The sequence below is a fragment of the Mycobacterium sp. 852002-51613_SCH5001154 genome, from assembly GCF_001667425.1.
Taxonomy (GTDB): Bacteria; Actinomycetota; Actinomycetes; order Mycobacteriales; family Mycobacteriaceae; genus Mycobacterium.
This window is the reverse complement of the sequence record NZ_LZII01000010.1, coordinates 14233-36961: the sequence shown is the minus strand read 5'-3', so window position 1 is coordinate 36961 and position 22729 is coordinate 14233. Positions and strand designations below refer to the sequence as shown.

Sequence of the window (22729 nt, the reverse complement as noted above, 5' to 3'; positions counted from 1 at the left end):
TAATGCACACAACGGTTCTGACGCTCGGTCATCGCCACTCGCCGAACGGTGGCGGCAGTGACGTTGCGCGACGCGGCACCGACCAACCGTGCGATGGTGGTTGCGGTGATGGTGTCAATGGTCGCGTTCCTCGACTCCACCGTCATCAACCTGGCTTTGCCGGCCATCGAGCACGACCTCGGCGGCGGCCTGGCGTTGCAGCAATGGATCATCGATGGCTACCTGCTGGCAACGGCGGCCGCGATTCTTCCCGGCGGGTCCATTTCGGACTTGTTCGGACGCGTTCCGGTAATGAGGTTCGGGCTGTTGACGTTTGGGGCGGGCTCGGTTCTGGCGGCGGCTGCCACCTCACCGGCGACGCTGGTCACCGCGCGCCTCGTCCAGGGGCTGGGTGCGGCTTTCCTCGTGCCGGGTTCGCTGGCACTGATCAACACGGTGTTCGACAAGGCACGCCAGTCCGCGGCGATCGGCGTCTGGACCGGGTGGACGGGAACCGCCTTCGCGTTGGGCCCCCTGCTGGGCGGGATGTGCGTCGATTTCTTGGGCTGGCGTTGGATTTTCGTGTTGTCATCGATCCCCATGGCGGTCGCGTATGCACTCACGTTCTGGCTCTGTCCGATGTCGGGGCGCGTCGAAGGCGCCCGTGTCGATACGGCCGGGGTGGGCTTATCGGCGGTAGGGCTGGCCGCGACCGTATACGCGTTAATCGAATCGCAACGCGACGGCTGGACCGTCCCGACGGTCTTCACACCAGCGGTGATCGGGATCGCCGCACTGGCCGGCTTCGTGAGTTGGCAGCACCGCAGCAGGTCTCCGATGCTTCCGTTGCCGCTGTTCACCTTTCGCAACTTCGCTGCCGCCAACCTCGTCACCGCGTTCGTCTACGGCGGGTTGACGCTGGGATCGCTGGCCATCGCCCTCTACACCCAAGAAGTTGGCGGATACTCAGCCACCGCGGTCGGACTGGCCACCCTGCCGATCCCGGCGCTGTCGTTCCTATTTGCCCGCCATGTCGGCCGCATTGCCGCGCGGCTGGGACCACGTGCGTTCCTGATTGTCGGCCCCGCTTTGGCGGGAATCGGGTTGCTGCTGATCCGCCCGAAACCTAGTGGTTTCCAAGCGATCACCGACCTGGTTCCCGGGATGACCGTGCTGGCCATCGGGCTGGTCGTGACGATCACACCGCTGACGTCGGTGACACTGGCGTCGGTGCCGACCGAGAACAGCGGGGTGGCGTCGGCGATCAACAACGGCGTCTCGCGTTTGGCCGCGCTGGTATCGATCGGGTCCCTGGGCCTGATCAGCACTGATACGGCGAGCGCCATCGGATTCGCCCACGTGTTAGAGCTGAGCGCGGCACTCTTCGGCCTTGGCGCATTATGCGCCGCGCTGTTGATAACCAATCTCCCTGCGTGTGAACCTGTGCCCTGCGACATCGCGGCGCTATGCCGCGACCGGCCCGGTGTGCAACCCGCCCTGGCCAGCAGCCCCTCGGCCGCGACTGAACCATCACCTCCGCAGTGATCGTTCACCCGACCGACCCAATCACGCTTCGGTTCACGGCGGCGTACTACTCACCCCGGGTGAATAGGTGGTTGGGGTGATGACAACTCACCCCGCCTCGCTTCATGCTCAGTACGACCAGACCCGGGCGGGATCGTCACTTCCTTTGCGGGGCGCCTGATCACGGGCCGTATGCGGCGTCGATACGAAGAGCCCATCGGTGAGACTACCGACTTTCGGCGGTTCGAACGGCGGCGGAAGGCACGAAACCGAAGTGACCAATCAAACGCAACTCTGAAAGGTTCATCATGAAGATCGTAGTCATGGGCGGGCGCGGGCTGATCGGCTCGAAAGTAGTGTCCAAACTCAGCGTGCAGGGGCACGACGTGATCCCCGCCTCACGCCGATCAGGTGTCGATTCACTCACCGGTGAAGGCCTCGCCAACGCCGTCGCCGGCGCGGATGTCCTGGTCGACGTGGCCGATTCACCACTGTTCGACGACGGACCTGTGATGCATTTCTTCACAACCACGACCACGAATCTTCTTTCTGCTGAACGGGAAGCAGGAGTCAAGCACCATGTCGCGTTGTCCGTAGTGGGCGCGCAGACCATGCCAGATAGCGGTTACAACACCGCGAAAGCAGCTCAGGAAGACCTGATCAAGGACTCGGGCCGGCCCTATTCGATCGTGCGGGCAACTCCGTTCTACGAATTCGCGGTTGGCTTGGCCGATTCCGCGACAGACGGAGACATTGTCAGGTTGCCCCACGCGTTGTTCCGTCCTATCGCGGCCGACGATGTCGCCACCGCCGTGGCCCGCGCGGCGGTCGGGCATCCCATCAACGGAGTAACGGAGATCGCTGGACCCGAAGCAATGGGAATGGACGACTTCGTCCGCACGGGCCTTGCCGCCATTGGTGATCAACGTCAGGTCGTGACTGACGCCCTGGCGCCATACTTCGGTGCGGTGATCGACGATCACACCCTCGCACCCGACGAGGACGCCACCATCTTCACGACTCGATACTCCGACTGGATCGACGCGTACTCCAGCCGCGTTTAGCGAAATTGAGTGGAACTCAAGTGATCCCAATCGACCGCCCCGCGCTTGCCCGCGTAGCAGGCAGTTTGCATTGTCTCGGAGCGTTAGCCTGCGTTTAACGTCGACGGAGGCCCGGCTGTGCTTCCGTTTTCGCAACCACAAGGGGGATAACAAATGTTGCAGAATACGACTGACTCCGAATCGAAATCAACAATAACCGTGGTGCAGGAAGTACGGCCACCGTCGATTCCTGACGATGCCCATGTGCTGACCGTTCTCGTCAACCATCCACCGGGCACCCCTGGTTACCCAGTCCGCGGACGAGTTGGCGACCCTGCGGGCAGAGCGGGTCATCGGCGAGCGGCTGCTCAACGCCTGAAATCTTCTGTGGTGGAGGACGAAACATTGATGAGGTGGCCGTAGGGGTCGCGCAATAGCATCGACCTTCTGCCCCAGGGTTGCGTCGTGGGCGCCATCAACCAGGCCGCGCCCAGGGTGTTGATGCGCGTATATTCGCCGTCAACATCGGCGGCTGTGAAGTCGAGAATCATCTCGCCTTCCTGTGCCGCCAGGGCCATCTTGCCTGCCGCACGCGGCGCACGGTCCTCGGTGAATCCGACTCGGGAGAATCCGACCGACGCCGGACCCGCCGGCATTTCGAGGTAATGACCATTGAACGGCACCGAGACGCCCAACAGAGCCGCATAGAACGCGGCGATCGGTTCGATCGCTGCCGAGACGAAGCGCACCTGCGCCAGTTCGAGCCGCGGCGCAGTCGTCATACCGCAACCGGAACGTCGAGATCGGTTTCCGCATAGTTCAGGAAATAGGCGGTGAACACGGCCAGACCCAGATACGCGAAGGCCTCCGCCAGCTGTTCGTCATTCCAGCCGGCATCGAGTGCCTGGCTCCACGTGGTGTCGGCGACCTTCCCACGGTTGGCAGCCGCTTCCCTGACCAGTCCGGCGATTGCGTCGATCTTGTCGTCGCCAGTGGCGCTTCCGACGCGCAATGCCGCGACCTGTTCGTCCGTCCATCCCGCCAGCTGTGCCAGCCGACTGGTGATTCCGGCGACATAGTCGTTGGCGACGGCGCCGCCCGCCGCGAGCATCAGGGCGGCAGACAACTGCGGGCCGAGCGTGCCGTGCTCAGCGGTTGCTGCGCGAAGCGATGTGTATGCGACGAACACCGCCGGTGAATGCGCCATCTGAGCATGCAGATTCATCGGGCGCCCGGTCGGCGAAAATTGGATCACGTGTTCCAGCAGGCCGCGGCAGGCTTGCGGGGCGTCGCCAACGGTGTGTGTGGGTATCCGGCTCATCTTTCTAACCTCGTCTGATCGGTTTGGATGGGTGACTGGAAGGACGGTGCAGCGCCCTGAAATGTGACTGCCGGGGCCGCGATGTCACATTCGGCCGGCCCATCCCGTCCTTAACTTCATGGATGCTCAAGACGACCGGATCAGTGCTGCGTGGAAGGCGAATCGCGCATATCTGGTCGACCTCGCTTTCCGGATGCTGGGCGACGTCGGGGCGGCCGAAGATATGGTGCAGGAGGCATTCTTTCGGCTGCTGAAGGTGCCGGTCGGCGACATCAACGACGAGCGGGGCTGGCTGATCGTGGTGACCAGCCGGCTCTGCCTTGATCACATGAAGGCGGCGTCGGCGCGTCGCGAACGCCCGCAAGACATCGCCGAACAACAACGCGACCGCGACTTGTCAGCCATCGATCCCGCCGATCGAGTGACGCTCGACGAGGAGGTTCGGCTGGCCCTGCTCATCATGCTCGAACGCCTCAGTCCCGCAGAGCGAGTGGTGTTTGTATTGCACGACGTCTTTCAAGTGCCCTTTGACACCATCGCCGCCACGGTCGGAAGCCACGCGCCCGCATGCCGGCAATTGGCGCATCGGGCCCGGCGCAAGATCAACGGGTATCAACCGGGAAGCTCGGCGGGCTCCGGCCTGGTGGAACCGGCCCAGCACCGCCTGATCACCAGGGCGTTCATCGAAGCATGTTCGACGGGTGACTTCGACGCGCTGATGACTCTGTTGCATCGCGATGTTTCCGGCGAAATCGATGCGCGCGGTGGTGTTGTCGTCATCGGCGCCCACCAAGTCGGCCTAAACATTCTGCGTTACTGGGGCCGGCCCGACACCGTCCTGGTGGCGCAACCGGTGTGCGGTCAACCCGCGATCCTGGCGTTCGTCAACCGTCGCCTTGCCGGTCTGCTGGCGCTGACGATCGAGGACGGCAGGGTAGTGAAAATCCATGTTCTCGTTCGGGATTCGGCACTAGGTCCGTTACGCGCCGAACTCGGTGCGGCCCGGTAGGCGTCACAAAATCGCCGGTCTTCTCGTCCTCTTATGCATGAGTACGCCAGCACGACAACCAGATTCGGAAACACGCAACGGACAATTCGTTGCCGTAGGTCCTTCGAGGACCGTTCGGTTGGTCATCAGGCCATTGACCAAAGCGCTCAACCCGCTCGTCGGCACGGTTGCCGGACGACGCTTCCTGCCGATGATGGCCCGGGTCCAGCACGTCGGGCGTCGGTCCCGCAGGCTTTACGTCACTCCGACGAGCGCCGCCGTGGCGGGCGACACGATCGTGGTTCCGTTGTCGTTCGGCAATCGATCGGATTGGGCGCGCAATGTACGGGCCGCCGGGCACTGCGTTGTGCAGCTACGCGGCAGGCGCTATCACGCAGTGCGACCCCGGTTCGTCGACACGGTGGAAGCAAAGCAGCCGGTGCGCCAGGCCTTCAACGCCTTCGAACGATTCGGATTCAAGCTGCTGGGCGTCAGGCAGTTCTTGCTGCTGCGCATTCAAACCACCCTATGAAGGAGGCTTCCTCATGAAAACGCTTGCCATACTTGATCGCCCAAGCTGGCTGCCGTCGTCGGCGTGGCCATGGGAGACGTACGCGCTGAGTCATGACCGAGGTCGCATTGCTGTCACCGACATCGGCGGCGGCCCGACCCTGTTGTTCGTTCACGTCGGAAGCTGGAGCTTCGTTTGGCGTGATGTATTGCTGCGCCTGCAAAACGACTTTCGCTGCGTCGCTGTTGATGCACCCGGTTGCGGGCTCAGCGACCGGCTGCCATCCCCGACGCTTGCCCAAGCGGGCGAAGCGGTCGCCGCCGTCATCGACGCGCTGCAATTGCGTGACGTCACGCTGGTTGCCCACGACCTGGGCGGGCCGGCCGGAATCCTGGCCGCGGCGCGCTGCGCCGACCGAGTCACGGCGCTGGCCGCCGTCAACTGCTTCGCGTGGACGCCGACGGGCCCGGCCTTCCGAGGCATGCTCGCCGCGATGGGGAGTGCCCCCGTCCGCGAACTGGACGCCGCCACGGGCGCGCTCCCTCGCTTGACGTCGACCAGCTTCGGGGTTGGCCGACACTGGGGCCGCGCGGATCGCGCGGTCTTCCGGAAAGGCATCGACGCATCGGCGCGCCGCGCCTGGCACGCCTACTTCCGAGACGCGCGCGGCGCGCCGGCGCTCTACGCAGAAGTCGAGACCGCTTTGCGGGGTGCCCTTGCCGACCGGCCGGTGCTGACGGTCTTCGGCCAATTCAACGATCCGCTGAGGTTTCAACCGCGTTGGAAGGCGTTGTTCCCCGCAGCACGCCAGTTGAAGGTTCGCCGGGGCAACCATTTTCCGATGTGCGACGACCCCGACGTGGTGGCCGCGGCCCTGACGTCATTTGTTGAGCGACCGCAGTCTTAGCCTGCCCTCGCCCCCGTGAGCCTTTGGTAAACGGCTCGTCACATGCGAGGCTGCTGGCATGGTCATCGAGATCGCCCGCCCCAAGCTCGAGGGAAACGTCGCCGTCGGCGAGGACCGCCAGATCGGTTTCGCCGAATTCGGCGACCCGCAGGGGCGCGCGATGTTCTGGCTGCACGGCACCCCCGGCGCTCGCCGGCAAATCCCGGTCGAGGCCCGGGTCTACGCCGAACAGCACAACATCCGCCTGATCGGCCTGGACCGGCCCGGCATCGGTTCGTCGACGCCCCATCGCTACGAGAACATCCGGGCGTTCGCCGACGACCTGCGGACGATCGCGAACACGCTCGGCATCAACGACATGGCCGTCATCGGCCTGTCCGGGGGCGGCCCGTACGCCCTCGCGTCGGCCGCGGTGCTGCACGAAAGGGTGGTGGCGGCCGGCGTGCTCGGTGGCGTCGCGCCCTTCCTCGGCGACGAGGGGATCACCAGCGGCCTGATGAACCTGGGCAAGCGGGTGGCGCCGCTGCTGCGGCTGGGCGGTGACCCGCTGCGGATCGGCGCGAGCCTGGTGGTCCGGGCAATCCGTCCGGTCGCCAATCCCGCGCTGTACCTGTACGCGGCGATATCGCCCGAAGGCGACCGGCGCCTGCTGACCCGGCCCGAGTTCGGCGCGATGTTCCTCGACGACCTGCTCAACGGCAGCCGCAAGCAGCTGGCGGCCCCGTTCAACGACGTCATCCTGTTCACCCAGGACTGGGGATTCCGGCTCGACGAGGTCAAGGTCCCGGTGCGCTGGTGGCACGGCGACAGCGACCACATCGTCCCGTTCGCCCACGGTGAGCACGTCGTGTCGTTGCTGCCCGACGCCGAGCTGTTCGTGTTGCACGGCGAGAGCCACCTCGGCGGGCTGGGGCGCGGTGAGGAGATCTTGTCCACCCTGATGAAGATCTGGGACGAGCGGGGCTGACCCGGCGGCCGCCGGGTAGCCTGCTCACGTGCTGCTGGCGTCCCTGAATCCCGCGGTGCTCACCGCCACCGACATCGCCGACGCGGTACGCATCGACGGAGCCGTGTTGAGTCGTAGCGACCTGGTCGGCGCCGCCACATCGGTGGCCGAGCGGGTTGGCGGCGCGAACCGGGTCGCGATCCTGGCCACGCCCAGCGCGGCGACGGTGCTCGCGGTGACGGGGTGCCTGATCGCCGGCGTGCCCTTCGTCCCGGTGCCCGCCGACGTGGGTGCGGCCGAACGCCGGCACATGCTCACCGATTCGGGAGTGCAGGGCTGGCTAGGCCCCGTCCCGGACGAGCTGGAGGGCCTGCCGCACATCCCGGTGCGACTGCACGCCCGCTCCTGGCACCGCTACGCCGAGCCGTCACCCGACGCCACCGCGATGATCATCTACACCTCCGGCACCACCGGCCTACCCAAAGGTGTGGTGCTGAGCCGCCGCGCGATCGCGGCCGACCTCGACGCCCTGGCACAGGCCTGGCAGTGGACGGCCGACGACGTGTTGGTGCACGGGCTGCCGCTGTTCCACGTGCACGGGCTGGTGCTGGGATTGCTCGGGTCGCTGCGGGTGGGAAATCGCTTCGTGCACACCGGAAAACCGACGCCGGCGGGCTACGCCCACGCAGGGGGCACCCTGTACTTCGGGGTGCCGACCGTGTGGTCACGGGTGGTGGCCGACGAGGCCGCCGCCCGGGCGCTGCGCCCGGCGCGGCTGCTGGTCTCCGGGAGCGCGCCGCTGCCGGTGCCGGTGTTCGAGGGGCTGGCCCGGCTCACCGGGCACCGGCCCCTCGAACGGTACGGCGCGTCTGAATCGCTGATCACGCTGTCGACCCGCGCGGACGGCGAGCGACGCGCCGGATGGGTGGGCCTACCGCTCACCGGCGTGCAGACCAGGCTGCTCGACGACACCGGCGGCGAGGTGGCGCACGACGGGGAAACCGTTGGCAAGCTTGAGGTTCGGGGTCCGATGATGTTCGACGGTTACCTGAATCGCCCCGGGGCCACCGCCGAGGCGTTCGACGCCGACGGCTGGTATCGCACCGGCGATGTCGCCGTCATCGACGGCGGGGGCATGCACCGCATCGTGGGCCGCGAGTCGGTCGACCTGATCAAGTCCGGCGGCTACCGGATCGGCGCCGGCGAAATCGAGACGGCGCTGCTCGGGCATCCCGGGGTGCGGGAGGCCGCGGTGGTCGGCATGCCGGACCAGGATCTGGGCCAGCGCATCGTCGCGTTCATCGTCGGCGCGGAAGGCCTGAACGCCGACGACCTGATCAACCACGTCGCGCAAGAACTTTCGGTGCACAAACGGCCTCGAGAGGTCCGCCTCGTCGACACACTGCCCCGCAACGCGATGGGCAAGGTGCTCAAAAAGCAGCTGCTGGCCGACGGCTGACACGCAGCAAGTTGCCAGCTTCAGCGAAGAGCGTGACCGCGGAGCTTCACCTACCGTCGTAACCGTGTATCGACGCAACCGGAGCGTGAGCGGCGCCCATGGGTGAGCCGGGCACCGTTGCCACCACTCCCATGCGGCGGATAGCGGCGGCCTGTCTCGTGGGCTCGGCCATCGAGTTCTACGACTTCCTGATCTACGGGACCGCGGCCGCCTTGGTGTTTCCCACCGTGTTCTTCCCGCGCCTCGGCCCGACGCTGGCCACCATCGCCTCCATGGCGACGTTCGCGACGGCGTTCCTGTCCCGCCCGTTGGGCGCGGCCGTCTTCGGATACTTCGGGGACCGGCTGGGCCGCAAGAAGACGCTGGTCGCCACCTTGCTGATCATGGGCGCGTCGACCGTAAGCGTGGGCATGGTCCCCAGCACAGCGTCGATCGGCATCGCGGCGCCGTTGATTCTCATCGTTCTGCGGTTGCTACAGGGATTCGCGGTCGGCGGCGAATGGGCGGGGTCGGTCTTGCTCAGCGCCGAGTACGCGCCGTCCGGCAAACGCGGCTGGTACGGCATGTTCACCCTGTTGGGCGGTGGCACCGCCGGGATCCTGGCCAGCCTGACCTTTCTCGCCGTCGACCTCACCATGGGTGAGAAGAGCACCGCGTTCATGGAATGGGGATGGCGGGTGCCCTTCCTGATCAGCAGCGCGCTCATCGGTATCGCTCTCTACGTCCGACTCAACATCGACGAGACCCCGCTGTTCGTGGAGGAGAAGGCCCGCGACGAGCTGCCCAAGGCGCCGCTGGCGGAGCTTTTGCGGTTCCAGCGGCGCGAGATCGTGCTCGTCGCGGGCGCCTTCCTGGGCGGCATGGGCTTCGTGTACCTGGGCAACACCTTCCTGGTCATGTACGCCCACAACCATCTCGGCTATTCGCGGAGCTTCATCTGGGGCGTCGGCGCGCTGGGCGGCCTGACCAGCATGGCGTGCGTGTCGTTCTCGGCGTGGATCTCCGATCGGGTCGGCCGCCGCCGGGTGATGCTATGCGGGCTCGCGGCATGCCTGCCGTGGGCGTTCGCGGTCATCCCGCTGCTGGACACCCGCAAGCCGGTGTTGTACGCGGTCGCCGTCCTGGGCATGTTCGCGGCCGCGGCGGTGGCCAACGGGCCGACGGCGGCGTTCGTTCCCGAACTGTTCGCCACCCGGTACCGCTACAGCGGAGCGGCGGTGGCGATGAACCTGGCCGGCATTCTCGGCGCCGCCGTGCCGCCGCTAGTCGCCGGCACGCTGCTGGCCACCTACGGCAGCTGGGCGATCGGGCTCATGATGGCCACCCTGGTCGTGGCCAGTTTCGTCTCCGTGTATCTGCTGCCAGAAACCATGGGCAAGGCGCTGCGCGCCGCCCCGGCCGCCGAGAAGGTCGCCGCCGACGTATAGCTGCGCTCAGTTGGCGTGCAAGTCCTCGTTGAGGGCGATGCCCTGACCACCGCGCGGCACCACTTCGACGGCGCCGCTGACCGAATTGCGGCGGAACAGCAGGTTGTTGCCGCCGGACAGCTCGGCGGCCTTGAGCACCTGGCCGTCGGGCGTGGCGACCTTGGTGCCCGCGGTCACGTACAGGCCGGCTTCGACGACGCAGTCGTCGCCCAGCGAGATGCCCAGCCCCGCGTTGGCGCCGAGCAGGCACCGCTTGCCGATCGAAATGACCTCCGTGCCGCCGCCCGACAGCGTGCCCATGATGGACGCGCCGCCGCCGACATCCGATCCGTCACCCACCACCACGCCGGCCGAGATGCGGCCCTCCACCATCGACGCACCCAGCGTGCCGGCGTTGTAGTTGACGAAGCCCTCGTGCATGACCGTGGTACCCGGCGCCAGGTGGGCACCCAGCCGCACCCGGTCGGCGTCGGCGATGCGAACCCCGGTCGGCACCACGTAGTCGGCCATCCGCGGGAACTTGTCGATGCCGTAGACGGTCACGGGTCCGTGCCGCCGCAGCCGCGCCCGGACCGCCTCGAACCCGTCGATCGCGCACGGTCCGCGGTTAGTCCACACGACATTGGTCAATACCCCGAACAAGCCGCCGGCGTTCAGCCCGTGCGGCGCCACCAACCGATGCGACAGCAGATGCAGCCGCAGGTAGGCGTCGTAGGCGTCGGCGGCCACGTCGTCGAGCGAGCCGATCACCGTGCGCACGGCGATGCTCTCGGTGCCGCGGTCGTCGTCCCGGCCGACCAGTGCGACCAGCTCCGGGGGGATGTCCGACAAAGCGAGCCGCGACGTGCCACCGGTGCCCGATTCGGTCAGTTCCGGTGCGGGGAACCACGTGTCGAGGATCGATCCGTCGGCGGCCAGCGTCGCCAGCCCGATGCCTACAGCTGAAGTCACGGCGGTCAGGTTACTTGCCGCTCGGCAGCGGATAACCTGGGACCCGTGCTGGACTTGCGCGGGAATCCGATCGAGCTGACCGCTGCGATGGTCGACATCCCCAGCGAATCGCGAGACGAGGCGCGCCTGGCCGACGAAGTGGAGGCCGCGCTGCGCGCCCAGACGTCCGGCTTCGAGATCGTTCGCAACGGCAACGCCGTGCTCGCCCGCACCCGGCACCAGCGGCCGTCGCGGGTCCTGCTGGCGGGGCATCTGGATACCGTCCCGGTCGCCGGCAACCTGCCCAGCCGCCGCGTGAACGGCGACCTGTACGGCTGCGGCGCCGCGGACATGAAATCCGGTGACGCCGTCTTCCTTCATCTGGCCGCGACCGTCGTCGAGCCGGTTCACGACCTGACGCTGGTGTTCTACGACTGCGAGGAAATCGAAGCGGCGGCAAACGGTTTGGGCCGCATCGAGCGTGAGCTGCCGGACTGGCTGTCCGCCGACGTGGCCATCCTGGGCGAACCCACCGGCGGCTACATCGAAGCCGGTTGCCAGGGCACGCTGCGCGTCGTGATCTCGGCCACCGGCACGCGCGCCCACTCGGCGCGACCATGGTTGGGCGACAACGCCATTCACAAGCTGGGGGCCGTCCTGGATCGGCTGGCCGCATACTCCGCCCGCACCGTGGATATCGACGGTTGCGAATATCGCGAGGGGTTGTCGGCGGTGCGCATCGACGGCGGCGTGGCGGGCAACGTGATTCCCGACGCGGCCGCGGTCACGGTCAACTTCCGCTTTGCCCCCGACCGGTCGTTGGCCGCGGCGCTCGAGCACGTGCATGAGGTGTTCGACGGGCTCGACGTGCGGATCGAGCAGACCGACGCGGCCGCGGGCGCGCTGCCCGGGCTGTCCCAGCCCGCGGCCAAGGCCCTGGTCGAGGCGGCCGGGGGGCAGGTCCGGGCGAAGTACGGGTGGACCGACGTCGCACGTTTCGCCGCGTTGGGCATCCCGGCGGTCAACTTCGGGCCGGGCGATCCCAATCTCGCGCACCGGCGCGACGAGAGCGTTCCGGTCGCCAACATCACCGCCGCAGTGGCCATGCTGCGCGGCTACCTGGGCGGCTAGGCATTTCGCCGGCCGGTCGCCTGCGCGGCGGCGTCGGCGGCCAATGCGAGTTCCACGCGCGTCTGTTATGAGATGCTGCGGATGTGTCCGCTTCTTCGGCGGCTGCTCCTTCGGGAGTGGTTACGTTTTTATTCACCGATATCGAGGGTTCGACTCGTCGGTGGGAGACGGACGCGGAGGGCATGGGGAAGGCCCTGGCGGCCCATGACGACGTGTTGCGCTGGGCGATCGAGGCGCAGGGCGGTTGGGTGTTCAAGCACACCGGGGACGGAGTGTGCGCCGCCTTCGGGTCGCCCCGGTCCGCGATCGATGCCGCGGTGGCCGCGCAGCGGGAACTGCAATTGCCGGTGCGCATGGGCATAGCGACCGGCGAGGCCGAGCTCCGCGAAGGCGATTACTTCGGGGCGGTGCTCAACCGCGCGGCACGCTTGATGGCCGCCGGACACGGCGGTCAGATCCTGGTAGCGGATTCGACGGCCGGTCTGCTCGGTGGAGTTGATCTACTGGATCTGGGGCCGCGCCTGTTGCGGGATCTGTCCGCCGCGGTGGGGGTGTTCCAGGTCTTGGCATCCGGACTGCGCACCGAGTTCCCGCCGCTGCGGACGCTGGATACGACCCCGGGCAACCTGCGGGCGGCGGTCACCAGCTTCGTCGGGCGTGAGTCCGAGGCCGCCGAGGTGCAGGCAGCGGTACGGGCCCGTCGGTTGGTGACGTTGACCGGGGTCGGCGGTGTTGGCAAGACCCGCCTGGCGACCGAGGTCGCATCACGTATATCGCATGAATTCCCGGATGGTGTTTGGGTTTTCGAGCTCGCCGCGGTCGCCGATCCAGCGGCTGTGCCCGATGCGGTGGCCGCGGTGCTGGGTATCACGCAGCAGGCAGGCAAGAGCGTGGTCGAGAGTGTGGCCGCCGCGCTCGAGGGCAGGGTGCGGTTGCTGGTCTTGGACAACTGCGAGCACGTGCGCGATGCCGCCGGTGATCTGGTTGAGGCCGTGCTCGCGGCATCGGCGTCGGTGCGGATTCTGGCTACCAGTCGCGAAGGCCTGGGAGTTGCCGACGAGCAGTTGTTCGTAGTGCCGTCGCTGGATGTGGGCTCGGGCACGGACTCAGCCGCGGTGGCCTTGTTCGTGGAACGTGCCCAGAGCGTAGGCGCTCGACTATCGATGGCCCCGTCCGATGAGCTGGCCGCGGTGGCAGAGATTTGCCGCCGCCTCGATGGGATCCCGTTGGCCATTGAGTTGGCGGCCTCGCGGATGGCGTCGATGACTGCCGCCGAGGTGCGTGATCGTCTCGATCAGCGGTTCCGGCTGCTGGTCGGCTCGCGGCGCGGCCTCGAGCGCCACCAGACGCTGCGGCAGGCGGTGGCGTGGTCGTATGACCTTCTCGATGACGCCGAAAAGTCGCTTTTGCAAGTATGTTCGGTGTTCGCGGGTGGATTCGACCTCCAAAGCGCCTGCGCCATAGCAGGATCCGGAGACGGCGACGAATACGTCACCTTGGACCTGCTCGATGCGCTGGTGCGCAAATCGTTGCTGACCGCCGACCGCGCGGCGGGGCGAACCCGATTTTCGATGCTGGAGACGATCCGCCAGTTCGCTGAGGAGCAGCTCGTCACGAGCGGGAAGGCGAACGATGCGCGAAATGCCCACGCCCGCTACTTCGCCCGGCGCGAGGCCGACATCTTGGCTCTGTGGGACAGCCCGCGACAGCGCGAGGCCCACGAATGGTTCAGGGCCGAACTGGCCAACCTGCGTACGGCGTTTCGGTGGGCCGCCGATCTGGGCGACGTCGACACTGCGGCTCCGATGGCGATCTACGGGGTGATCCTGGGCAATCAGGCCGGAAATTACGAGCCGATAGCGTGGGCCGAAGAGCTGATCGAGCCCGCCCGCGCCGTCGACCATCCCCGGCTCGGGGCCCTCTACGAAATGGCGTCGCTGTGCTATTTCACCGGACGGATCGAGGCGGCAGTCGGGTATAGCGACGCGGGTTTGGCGCTGCTCGGCAGCGGCAGGGACTACGAGTTGCCGTTCCGCGGCGAGGGCGTGCTTGCTGGTTCATACCTGATAGTCGGGCAGCCCGAACGGACCGTCGAGTGGTGCCGCGCCCAGCTGGCACGCGGCGGCGACACGCACGCAATGATTCAGTTACACCTGGTTCTGGCATTGGCTGCCGCCGGCGCTGTTGACGAGGCGGTGACGGCCGCCGAGGGCCTGATCGACGTCGCGGAGGCCACCCGCAACCCCTTTGTGCTCTCGTATGCACTTTCCGCCTATGGGTTCGCCTTCCGCGATGTCGACCCGGCAGCAGCGCGGGAGGCCCTGCGCCGGGGCATAGTGCTCGCGCGGGACAGCGGAAACCGCTGGAACGAGGCAACTTCGGCGGTCGCCCTGTCCACCCTCGAGATTACGCACGGCGACAGGCTGGTCGCGCTCGACTGCGTCATGGTGGCTCTCCGCCACTTCGACGACGCGGGAGCCTCCGGCCTCTTAAGTACCCCCCTCGCGGTCCTCGTCGCGTTGTTGGACCGGCTCGGACGCTATGAACCGGCGGCGGTCATCGCCGGCTTCGCCGTCGACCCGTTCAGCACTGCCAGCTTCCCCACAATCGAAACGACGATCACCCACCTCCGCGCTGTCCTCGGCGACCAGGCCTACGAATCGCTGACCCACAAGGGCCAGGCCATGGCCCCAGCGGAGATGGCGGCGTACGCATACGGCCAAATCGACAGCGCCCGAGTAGAACTCGAAACGGTTACGAATTAGCCGACAAGAGACGTTCGTTAGGCGAGCGACGCGGAGCCGCATTGTCTTCGCCGAGTGTCAAGCCAGCATGTCCCCCGCAGGCGGGTGGCGCCCCAGCTCGGGGCGCGTTCAGCTCCCGCAGCGCTGCGCCTGCGCTGCGGCGTCGGCGGACGCCGCGCGCATCCCGACCTCCGCCAGGGCGCCCGACACCGCCAGCAGCGCCGCGCCGTCGCCGGCCGCCAGCGCCTGCGCGTGGGAGAGCGCGAGTTTGCCAACGGCGCAGTCGATCTCGTCACAGAGCCGGGCCAGCGGATCCGCGGCTCGGGCGTCACCGAGCCGCACGGCCTCGTGCCATGCGCGCAGCGCCACCGCCCGCTGCCCGCCGCGCTCGGCCATCCGGGCGGCGTCACGGGCGGCCGCCACCGCGCCGTGGCCGTCGCGCATCGACGCCAGCCGCCATGCCCGCGCGACACCGAGTTCCGGTGCGAACAGCGCCGACTTGGTTCCGTGCCGGGATTCGGCCCGGCCCAACGCCTTTCCCGCGGCGGCGATATCGCCCTGCTGGGCCAGCGCGGTGGCCAGCAGCGTCAACGACAGCGGACCCCACGAATAGCCGGTGCGTTGCAACGTTGCGGCCGCCGGGCCGAGGAGCGCTGCAGCTTGGGCGAATTCGCCGTCGGCGAGCAGCACGTGGGCCAGCAGCACGTCACCGATCGCGCGGCCCGGCTGCTGCAACTCGGCGAAATCGGTGAATTGCTGGGCGAGTTCGCGGGCGGCGTCGAGCCGGCCCGCCATCAACAACGCGGTGGTCTGCCCCAGCCCGATCGTGAAGCGCAGCAACCCGGGATGTTCGGCGGCCAGGGCGCGCTGGGCCAGCGGCTCGACGTCGCCGAAGCGGCCCTGGCGCGCCGCGCACAACGCCGCCGCGCTGGCCGCCCACGCCACCGCCTGGTCGTCGGCTTCTGGGGCGGCGAGCACCTCGTCCGCGACTTTCACGGCGTGCCCGACGTTGCCGGCGTTCATCGCGAACGTGGCGCTCAACGCGTCCAGCGTGGTGCGCGCGCCCGGATCCGAGACGCGATTGCGGATCGTCCGCAAGAACGCGGTGGCCCGCTCGGGCTCGCTGAGCATCCAGAACTGGTTGGCCGCGCGCAACAGCGTCCAGTCCATCAGGGCGGCTTCGGTCAACGCGGCGGGGTCCACGCCGGCCAGCACCGCGTCCGCCTCGCGGCCGCGACCCTGCCACGCCAGCGCGTGTGCCAGCGCCAGCCGCGCCGCCAACCCGCCCGAGCGCTCCAGCGCGGAGGAGGCCAACCGTTCGCCGAGGGCCAGGTCGCCCAGCCGCAGCGCCTCCTGCGCGGCGCCGACCACCTCGGCCGTCGGCTGGCGTGCGTCGCTGTCCAGGGCGAGGGCCGCCAACCGGAGCCGGTCGCTGAGGTGGTCCGACGGATGCTGCGACAGCAGCCGCACCAACTCGGTGCGTCGTTGCCGGGCGCCGTCGCCGCCGAGCGCGGCCCGCGCTCGCTCGGCGAACAGCGGGTGGGCCGTGTACACCACCGGGTCGTCCGACGCTCCGCCGCGCGCCCGCGTTTCCGCCGCCCCGCAATCCGTCGCCTCGCCGATCGCGTCCGCGCCGGTGAGGACGCTCAGATCGGCGAGCGACAGCGGCTCCGCGACGGCGAGATAGTCCAGCACCGACCGGGCCCCCGGTGGCATTTCGGCGAGGAAAGCGTCGACCTCGGCCGGTGTGGTCATCCCGCCCGGCGGTTCGATGTCGATCCGGGGGAGCAGCCCGTCTGCCCACAGCGCCGCGATGGCTTCGGGAGCCGAGTCGGCGCGGCCGGTGACGATCATCCTGGCCGAGCCCGCCAGCGCGAGCTGGTACACCAGCGTGGCCGACAGGATGTCCAGGTCGTGGGCGTCGTCGACGACCAGCAGCAGGTCGTCACCGTCCAGCGACGCCCGGGCCGCGCGCAACAGCGCGGCCGGTTTGCCGAGGTCGGCGATCCGTACCAGGTGGCTGAACGCGCCGAACGGCACCGCCCGTTCGGTCGGGGTGCCGGTGACCCAGCGGATGCGCGTGCCGGGGTGCCGGTGGCCGAAGCCTTCGGCGGCCGTTCGGGCCAACGTGGATTTGCCGCAGCCGTCCGGCCCCAGCACGGCGGCGCCCCGCCCGTCCGTCAGCGCGGCGTTGAGCCGCTCGAGGGCCGACGCGTGCTGGGGAACGTTCCATCGAATCGGCATCGCCGGATTTTATTGCGCGGGGTGTGCGGCCCGCAGCAAGCTTGGTCTACGTTTCGTTGTATGCGCTCGGAACGCGAGTCGTCAGGCGACTGGGCGGTGTGTGTGTACTGCGCGTCCGGCCCGGAGCATCCCGAATTGCTCGCGGTCGCTGCCGAACTCGGCGAGGCGATCGCCGAGCGCGGCTGGACGCTGGTGTGGGGCGGCGGCCGGGTGTCGGCGATGGGCGCGGTGGCAACCGCGGCGCGCGCCCGCGGCGGCCGGACCGTCGGCGTCATCCCGCAGGTTCTGATGCGCGTCGAGATCGCCGACCCCGAAGCGGACGAGCTGATCGTCACCGAGACGATGCATGAGCGCAAACACGTGATGGAAGAGCGCGCCGACGCGTTCATCGTGCTGCCCGGGGGCGTCGGCACCCTCGACGAGTTGCTGGACTCGTGGACCACGGGCTACCTCGGCCTGCACCGCAAACCCGTCGTCATGCTCGATCCCCTGGGGCATTACGAAGGCCTGTGGCTCTGGCTGTGCGGACTGCTCGACAGCGGGTACATCTCGCAGCAGGCGATGGACCGGTTGATGCTGGTCGACAAGGTGAGCGCCGCCGTGGAGGCGTGTGCGCCCGATTGAGCCCGCCGGCAATCTGGTGATCCCTACTAGGCTGTCCGCCGAGTTGCTTACAGGAAACGAGGGATGACTTGTCCGATCACGACGGCGGAGCGCGCACGGCGGTCAAACTGACCGATATCGCATCTCGGGCGCCGGGCCTGCTGGCCGACATGCCGGTGATCATGCGCGGGGCGATGACCGGCCTCCTGGCCCAGCCGGGTTCGAAGAAATCCATCGGAACGGTGTTTCAGGAACGCGCGGCCCGCTACGGCGATCGGATCTTCTTGCGGTTCGGCGACCAGCAGCTGACCTACCGCGACGCCAACGCCGCCGCAAACCGGTACGCCGCGGTGCTGGCGGCGCACGGCGTCGGCCACGGCGACGTCGTCGCGATCATGCTGCGCAACTCGCCCAACGCGGTGCTGACCATGCTGGCCGCGGTCAAGTGCGGCGCGGTCGCCGGGATGCTGAACTACCACCAGCGCGGTGAGGTGCTGGCGCACAGCCTGGGCCTGCTCAAGGCCAAGGTGTTGGTCGCGGAGACGGACCTGGTCAGCGCGGTGGCCGAGTGCGGCGGGTCGGGCGACACCGAGACCATGACCGTGGAGGACCTGGAGCGCTTCGCCGCCAGCGCACCGGCCACCAACCCCGCGTCGGTATCGGCCGTGCAGGCCAGGGACACCGCCTTCTACATCTTCACCTCGGGCACAACGGGATTCCCCAAGGCCAGCGTGATGACCCACTTGCGGTGGCTGAAGGCGCTCGCGGCGTTCGGGGGCATCGGGCTGCGGTTGAAGAGCTCCGACACGCTCTACAGCTGCCTGCCGCTGTACCACAACAACGCGCTGACGGTCGCGCTGTCGTCGGTGATCAACTCCGGGGCGACGCTGGCGCTGGGCAAGTCGTTCTCGGCGTCGAAGTTTTGGGACGAGGTCATCGCCGCCGAAGCCACGGCGTTCATTTACATCGGCGAGATCTGCCGGTACCTGCTCAACCAGCCGCGCAAGGCCACCGACCGAGCGCACCAGGTGCGGGTGATCGCCGGTAACGGGCTGCGACCCGAGATCTGGGACGAGTTCACGAATCGGTTCGACATCCCGCGCGTCTGCGAGTTCTACGCCTCCAGCGAGGGCAACACCGCGTTCATCAACGTCTTCAACGTGCCCCGGACGACCGGCGTCTTCCCGATGCCGTTGGCCTACGTGGAGTACGACCCCGACACCGGCGCCCCGTTGCGCGACGACGACGGGCGGGTACGCCGGGTGCCCCCCGGGGAGCCCGGCCTGCTGCTCAGCCGCGTCAATCGGCTGCAGCCGTTCGACGGCTACACCGACAAGGAGTCGAGCGAAAAGAAGCTGGTGCGCAACGCGTTCCGTGAGGGCGACGTGTGGTTCAACTCCGGTGACGTGATGAGCCCGCAGGGCATGGGGCACGCCGCGTTCGTCGACCGCCTCGGCGACACGTTCCGATGGAAAGGCGAGAACGTCGCCACCACGCAGGTGGAGGCGGCGCTGGCGTCCGACGAATCCGTGGAGGAATGCACGGTGTTCGGGGTCGAAATCCCCCGCACCGGCGGCCGCGCCGGCATGGCCGCGGTCAAGCTGCGCGACGGCGCGGAGTTCGACGGCAAGTCGCTGGCCCGCGCCGTGTACGGCCAGCTGCCCGCCTACGCGCTGCCGCTGTTCGTGCGGGTGGTCAAGTCGCTGGAGCACACCACGACGTTCAAGAGCCGCAAGGTGGAGCTGCGCGAGCAGGCCTACGGGCCCGACATCAAGGACCCGCTGTACGTGCTGGCCGGCCGCGACGAGGGTTACGTGCCGTACTACGACGAATACCCCGACGAAGTGGCCGACGGGAAGCGCCCGCAGGGCTGAGCCCGCGTCGAGTGTGCGGCCTGCCGCACGTTCGGCGTCCAGTGTGCGGCTGGCCGCACGCTCGCGGACCAGACCAGGCACCATAGACAAGTGCAATCGACCTTGTGTGGCCGTCCGGTCGCCGGTGATCGCCCGCTGATCATGGCGATCGTCAACCGCACCCCCGACTCGTTCTACGACAAGGGTGCGACCTTCGGCGACGAGGCCGCCCGGGCCGCAGCGCACCGCGCCATCGCCGAGGGCGCCGACGTCATCGACGTCGGCGGGGTCAAGGCGGGCCCGGGCCAGGAGGTCGATGCCGAAACCGAGCTGACCCGTCTGGTCCCGTTCATCGAATGGTTGCGCGGCGCCTATCCGGACCAGCTGATCAGCGTCGACACCTGGCGCTCCGAGGTGGCCAGGGTGGCCTGCGCGGCCGGGGCGGACCTGATCAACGACACCTGGGGCGGCATCGACCCGGGCCTGGCCGAGGTCGCCGCGGAGTTCGGTGCGGGCCTGGTGTGCTCGCACACCGGCGGGGCGCTGCCCCGCACGCGACCGTTCCGGGTGAGCTACGGAACCACCACGCGCGGCGTGGTCGACGACGTTATTCGCCAGGTCACCGGCGCCGCGGAGCGCGCGGTCGCCTGCGGGGTGGCCCGCGACCGGGTGCTGATCGACCCGGCCCACGACTTCGGCAAGAACACCTTCCACGGGCTGCTGCTGTTGCGCCACCTGGGCGATCTTGTTAACACCGGATGGCCCGTTCTCATGGCTTTGAGTAACAAGGACTTCGTCGGGGAGACTTTGGGGGTGGAATTGACCGAGCGGCTCGAGGGAACGTTGGCGGCCACCGCGCTGGCGGCCGCCACCGGTGCCCGCATGTTTCGCGTGCACGAGGTCGCCGCTACCCGACGGGTGCTGGAGATGGTGGCCTCCATCCAGGGATCCCGCCCGCCGGCCCGCACGGTGAGGGGGCTGGCATGACGGCATCCGACCTGGTCGGCGACCTCACCGACGACGCGGTGCTGGCCGCCCGGCCCGGTGATACCTGGCTGTCCGATCGCAGCTGGAACCGTCCGAGCTGGACGGTCGCCGAGCTCGAGGCCGCGAAGGCGGGGCGAACCATCTCGGTGGTGCTGCCGGCCCTCAACGAAGAACAAACCATCGAATCCGTGGTCGAAAGCATCTCGCCCCTGGTCAAAGGCTCTGGGGGGCTGGTGGACGAGCTGATCGTGCTGGATTCCGGCTCGACGGACGACACCGAGATCCGCGCCGTCGCCGCCGGCGCCCGGGTGGTCAGCCGCGAGCAGGCGTTGCCCGAGGTGCCGATCCGGCCCGGAAAAGGCGAGGCGCTGTGGCGCTCGCTGGCGGCGACCAGCGGTGACATCGTCGTGTTCGTCGACTCCGACCTGATCAACCCGAACCCGATGTTCGTGCCCTGGCTGGTCGGTCCGCTGCTCATGGGCGACGGCGTCCGCCTGGTCAAGAGCTTCTACCGGCGGCCGCTACAGGTCGGCGACGTCGGGGGCGCCGCGGGCGCCACCGGCGGGGGGCGGGTCACCGAGCTGGTGGCCCGGCCGCTGCTCGCGGCGCTGCGGCCGGAGCTGGGTTGCATCCTGCAGCCGCTCGGCGGGGAGTACGCGGCGACCCGCGAATTACTGACGTCGGTGCCGTTCGCTCCGGGCTACGGCGTCGAGATCGGCCTGCTGCTGGACACTTTCGACCGGTTGGGCCTGGGCGCCATCGCCCAGGTCAACTTGGGAGTGCGCGCGCACCGCAACCGGCCGCTGGCCGAGTTGGGTGCGATGAGCCGCCAGGTCATCGCGACCCTGCTCTCGCGCTGCGGGATTCCCGATTCCGGGGTCGGGTTGACGCAGTTCTTCGCCGTTGGCCCCGAGGGGCCCGATGGTCAGAGCTACACCCAGCACACGTCGCCGGTGTCGCTGGCGGACCGTCCGCCCATGAAGGTCCTGAGGCCGCGCTAAAGCCGCGCTGCGTGGTCGCGCTGTCGGTGGCATAGGGCAGTATCGACGGCGTGGCGTTGGTGTTGCTTTACCTGGTGGTGCTGGTGCTGGTGGCGATCGTGCTGTTCGGCGCGGCGAGTCTGCTGTTCGGTCGCGGTGAGCAGCTGCCGCCCCTGCCCCGGGGGACGACCGCGACAGTGTTGCCCGCCTACGGGGTGACCGGCGCGGACGTCGACGCAGTCAAGTTCACCCAGGCGTTGCGCGGATACAAGACCAGCGAGGTGGACTGGGTGCTGGACCGGCTCGCCCGCGAGCTGGAGGCGCTGCGCGGTCAGCTCGCCGCGGTGCCGGTCCCCGCGGCGGCCGAGGACGATTCCCAACCGGTGGAACCCGAGGACGGCGGGGATCGTCAGGACTAGATGTGAGCGATGACGGGCTGGTTCGGTGCAGCTGGGCGGCCATTCGGCCCGGACCCGATTTCGAGTTGTACCGCGACTATCACGACCAGGAGTGGGGCCGCCCGGTGCACGACGGGATGGCGCTGTTCGAGCGGATGAGCCTGGAGGCGTTCCAGAGCGGGCTGTCGTGGCTGATCATCCTGCGCAAACGGGAGAACTTCCGGCGCGCCTTCGCGGGGTTCGATTTCGAGCAGGTCGCCGGTTACACCGATGCGGACGTGCAGCGGTTGATGGCGGACACGGGAATCGTGCGCAACCGGGCCAAGATCGACGCGACCATCGCCAACGCGCGTGCCGCCGCTGAGCTGGGATCCTCGGCGGACCTCGCGGAGCTGTTGTGGTCTTTTGCGCCAGCACCGCGCCCCAGGCCGGCGGATGGCTCCGAAGTGCCCTCGGCCACACCGGAATCGAAGGCCATGGCGCGCGAGCTCAAGCGGCGCGGGTTCCGCTTCGTCGGGCCCACCACCGCCTATGCGCTGATGCAGGCGACCGGTATGGTCGACGACCATATCCGGGGTTGTTGGGTGCCTTCCCCCCGGTGACACGCGGCCGGGCAATCGGCGTTCAGCGGCCCCCAGGCCCGCAGAACCGGGTCTTTGTTCAACTCGTGACCTGGATAGGGAACAATAGAGGGGTGATTTGGCAGTTCGATGTCGGGTATGGCTGGAAAATCGCTGGCGGGGCATGCTCGGCG

20 protein-coding genes are annotated in these 22729 nt (G+C 68.2%); 16 read left to right on the top strand and 4 right to left on the bottom strand.

Features of this window, described 5'->3' with window-relative positions:
* Positions 1-57: 57 nt before the first annotated feature.
* Entirely contained in the window at positions 58-1524 is a 1467-nt protein-coding gene (locus A5750_RS04250) for an MFS transporter (protein WP_231989122.1), read from the top strand.
* Positions 1525-1811: 287 nt separating this feature from the next.
* Positions 1812-2567, top strand: a complete 756-nt coding sequence (locus A5750_RS04245; RefSeq protein ID WP_066944838.1) for an SDR family oxidoreductase — start codon at positions 1812-1814, stop codon at positions 2565-2567.
* A 347-nt stretch (positions 2568-2914) separates the two neighbouring features.
* Here the strand turns inward: A5750_RS04245 and A5750_RS04240 are convergent, their stop codons facing one another.
* Positions 2915-3328, bottom strand: coding sequence for a VOC family protein (locus tag A5750_RS04240; protein WP_066944835.1), 414 nt, complete (start codon positions 3326-3328; stop codon positions 2915-2917).
* A complete protein-coding gene (locus A5750_RS04235; RefSeq protein ID WP_066944832.1) occupies positions 3325-3867 on the bottom strand; it encodes a carboxymuconolactone decarboxylase family protein in 543 nt (180 codons plus the stop codon). Before A5750_RS04235 ends, A5750_RS04240 begins: the two co-directional genes overlap by 4 nt.
* 118 nt (positions 3868-3985) lie before the next feature.
* Between A5750_RS04235 and sigI the strand changes: the two genes are divergently transcribed.
* From sigI to A5750_RS04205, 6 genes are all read left to right on the top strand, one after another.
* Positions 3986-4876, top strand: coding sequence for an RNA polymerase sigma factor SigI (sigI, locus tag A5750_RS04230; RefSeq protein WP_066944829.1), 891 nt, complete (start codon positions 3986-3988; stop codon positions 4874-4876).
* 118 nt (positions 4877-4994) lie between these two features.
* A complete protein-coding gene (locus tag A5750_RS04225) occupies positions 4995-5387 on the top strand; it encodes a nitroreductase family deazaflavin-dependent oxidoreductase (RefSeq protein ID WP_197505344.1) in 393 nt (130 codons plus the stop codon).
* Positions 5388-5400: 13 nt separating this feature from the next.
* Positions 5401-6273 carry an alpha/beta fold hydrolase gene (locus A5750_RS04220; protein WP_066944820.1) on the top strand — a complete coding sequence of 291 codons (873 nt, stop codon included), beginning with the start codon at positions 5401-5403 and terminating at the stop codon, positions 6271-6273.
* Between the two features lie 58 nt (positions 6274-6331).
* A complete protein-coding gene (locus A5750_RS04215; protein WP_067261319.1) occupies positions 6332-7240 on the top strand; it encodes an alpha/beta fold hydrolase in 909 nt (302 codons plus the stop codon).
* Between the two features lie 28 nt (positions 7241-7268).
* Positions 7269-8678, top strand: a complete 1410-nt coding sequence (locus tag A5750_RS04210) for an acyl-CoA synthetase (RefSeq protein ID WP_067261316.1) — start codon at positions 7269-7271, stop codon at positions 8676-8678.
* 98 nt (positions 8679-8776) lie between these two features.
* A complete protein-coding gene (locus A5750_RS04205) occupies positions 8777-10105 on the top strand; it encodes an MFS transporter (protein ID WP_082959030.1) in 1329 nt (442 codons plus the stop codon).
* A 6-nt stretch (positions 10106-10111) separates the two neighbouring features.
* On the opposite strand, the gene dapD is transcribed toward A5750_RS04205, so the two are convergent.
* A complete protein-coding gene (dapD, locus tag A5750_RS04200) occupies positions 10112-11065 on the bottom strand; it encodes a 2,3,4,5-tetrahydropyridine-2,6-dicarboxylate N-succinyltransferase (RefSeq protein WP_156659143.1) in 954 nt (317 codons plus the stop codon).
* Between the two features lie 36 nt (positions 11066-11101).
* Here dapD and dapE point away from each other — a divergent pair, with 36 nt between their 5' ends.
* Together dapE and A5750_RS04190 are read left to right on the top strand one after the other, a co-directional pair.
* The gene (dapE, locus tag A5750_RS04195; protein WP_067261314.1) at positions 11102-12166 is read left to right on the top strand and encodes a succinyl-diaminopimelate desuccinylase; all 1065 of its coding nucleotides are present in this window, start codon (positions 11102-11104) and stop codon (positions 12164-12166) included.
* 116 nt (positions 12167-12282) lie between these two features.
* Positions 12283-14931 (top strand): NB-ARC domain-containing protein, encoded by a 2649-nt coding sequence (locus tag A5750_RS04190; RefSeq protein WP_231989121.1) that lies wholly within the window; start codon positions 12283-12285, stop codon positions 14929-14931.
* A gap of 108 nt (positions 14932-15039) precedes the next feature.
* On the opposite strand, the gene A5750_RS04185 is transcribed toward A5750_RS04190, so the two are convergent.
* Positions 15040-17154, bottom strand: a complete 2115-nt coding sequence (locus tag A5750_RS04185) for an AAA family ATPase (protein ID WP_067261308.1) — start codon at positions 17152-17154, stop codon at positions 15040-15042.
* 60 nt (positions 17155-17214) lie between these two features.
* Here A5750_RS04185 and A5750_RS04180 point away from each other — a divergent pair, with 60 nt between their 5' ends.
* The 6 genes from A5750_RS04180 (at position 17215) to A5750_RS04155 (ending at position 22577) form a co-directional block, all read left to right on the top strand.
* Positions 17215-17778 carry a TIGR00730 family Rossman fold protein gene (locus A5750_RS04180; protein WP_066946066.1) on the top strand — a complete coding sequence of 188 codons (564 nt, stop codon included), beginning with the start codon at positions 17215-17217 and terminating at the stop codon, positions 17776-17778.
* Between the two features lie 68 nt (positions 17779-17846).
* The gene (fadD6, locus tag A5750_RS04175) at positions 17847-19631 is read left to right on the top strand and encodes a long-chain-acyl-CoA synthetase FadD6 (RefSeq protein WP_067261305.1); all 1785 of its coding nucleotides are present in this window, start codon (positions 17847-17849) and stop codon (positions 19629-19631) included.
* A 141-nt stretch (positions 19632-19772) separates the two neighbouring features.
* The gene (folP, locus tag A5750_RS04170) at positions 19773-20597 is read left to right on the top strand and encodes a dihydropteroate synthase (protein ID WP_231989134.1); all 825 of its coding nucleotides are present in this window, start codon (positions 19773-19775) and stop codon (positions 20595-20597) included.
* Positions 20594-21598 (top strand): glucosyl-3-phosphoglycerate synthase, encoded by a 1005-nt coding sequence (locus tag A5750_RS04165; protein ID WP_067261302.1) that lies wholly within the window; start codon positions 20594-20596, stop codon positions 21596-21598. Before folP ends, A5750_RS04165 begins: the two co-directional genes overlap by 4 nt.
* Before the next feature lie 50 nt (positions 21599-21648).
* Positions 21649-21996 (top strand): DivIVA domain-containing protein, encoded by a 348-nt coding sequence (locus tag A5750_RS04160; RefSeq protein ID WP_067261300.1) that lies wholly within the window; start codon positions 21649-21651, stop codon positions 21994-21996.
* A 2-nt stretch (positions 21997-21998) separates the two neighbouring features.
* A complete protein-coding gene (locus A5750_RS04155) occupies positions 21999-22577 on the top strand; it encodes a DNA-3-methyladenine glycosylase I (protein ID WP_067261298.1) in 579 nt (192 codons plus the stop codon).
* Positions 22578-22729: the final 152 nt, after the last annotated feature.

Excerpts from the sequence above, each read along its gene's own strand:
- A5750_RS04245 (WP_066944838.1), top strand. The coding sequence starts at position 1,812 with ATGAAGATCGTAGTCATGGGCGGGCGCGGGCTGATCGGCTCGAAAGTA.
- A5750_RS04240 (WP_066944835.1), bottom strand. The coding sequence starts at position 3,328 with ATGACGACTGCGCCGCGGCTCGAACTGGCGCAGGTGCGCTTCGTCTCG.
- A5750_RS04235 (WP_066944832.1), bottom strand. The coding sequence starts at position 3,867 with ATGAGCCGGATACCCACACACACCGTTGGCGACGCCCCGCAAGCCTGC.
- sigI (WP_066944829.1), top strand. The coding sequence starts at position 3,986 with ATGGATGCTCAAGACGACCGGATCAGTGCTGCGTGGAAGGCGAATCGC.
- A5750_RS04220 (WP_066944820.1), top strand. The coding sequence starts at position 5,401 with ATGAAAACGCTTGCCATACTTGATCGCCCAAGCTGGCTGCCGTCGTCG.
- A5750_RS04215 (WP_067261319.1), top strand. The coding sequence starts at position 6,332 with ATGGTCATCGAGATCGCCCGCCCCAAGCTCGAGGGAAACGTCGCCGTC.
- A5750_RS04205 (WP_082959030.1), top strand. The coding sequence starts at position 8,777 with ATGGGTGAGCCGGGCACCGTTGCCACCACTCCCATGCGGCGGATAGCG.
- A5750_RS04185 (WP_067261308.1), bottom strand. The coding sequence starts at position 17,154 with ATGCCGATTCGATGGAACGTTCCCCAGCACGCGTCGGCCCTCGAGCGG.
- A5750_RS04180 (WP_066946066.1), top strand. The coding sequence starts at position 17,215 with ATGCGCTCGGAACGCGAGTCGTCAGGCGACTGGGCGGTGTGTGTGTAC.
- folP (WP_231989134.1), top strand. The coding sequence starts at position 19,773 with ATGGCGATCGTCAACCGCACCCCCGACTCGTTCTACGACAAGGGTGCG.
- A5750_RS04165 (WP_067261302.1), top strand. The coding sequence starts at position 20,594 with ATGACGGCATCCGACCTGGTCGGCGACCTCACCGACGACGCGGTGCTG.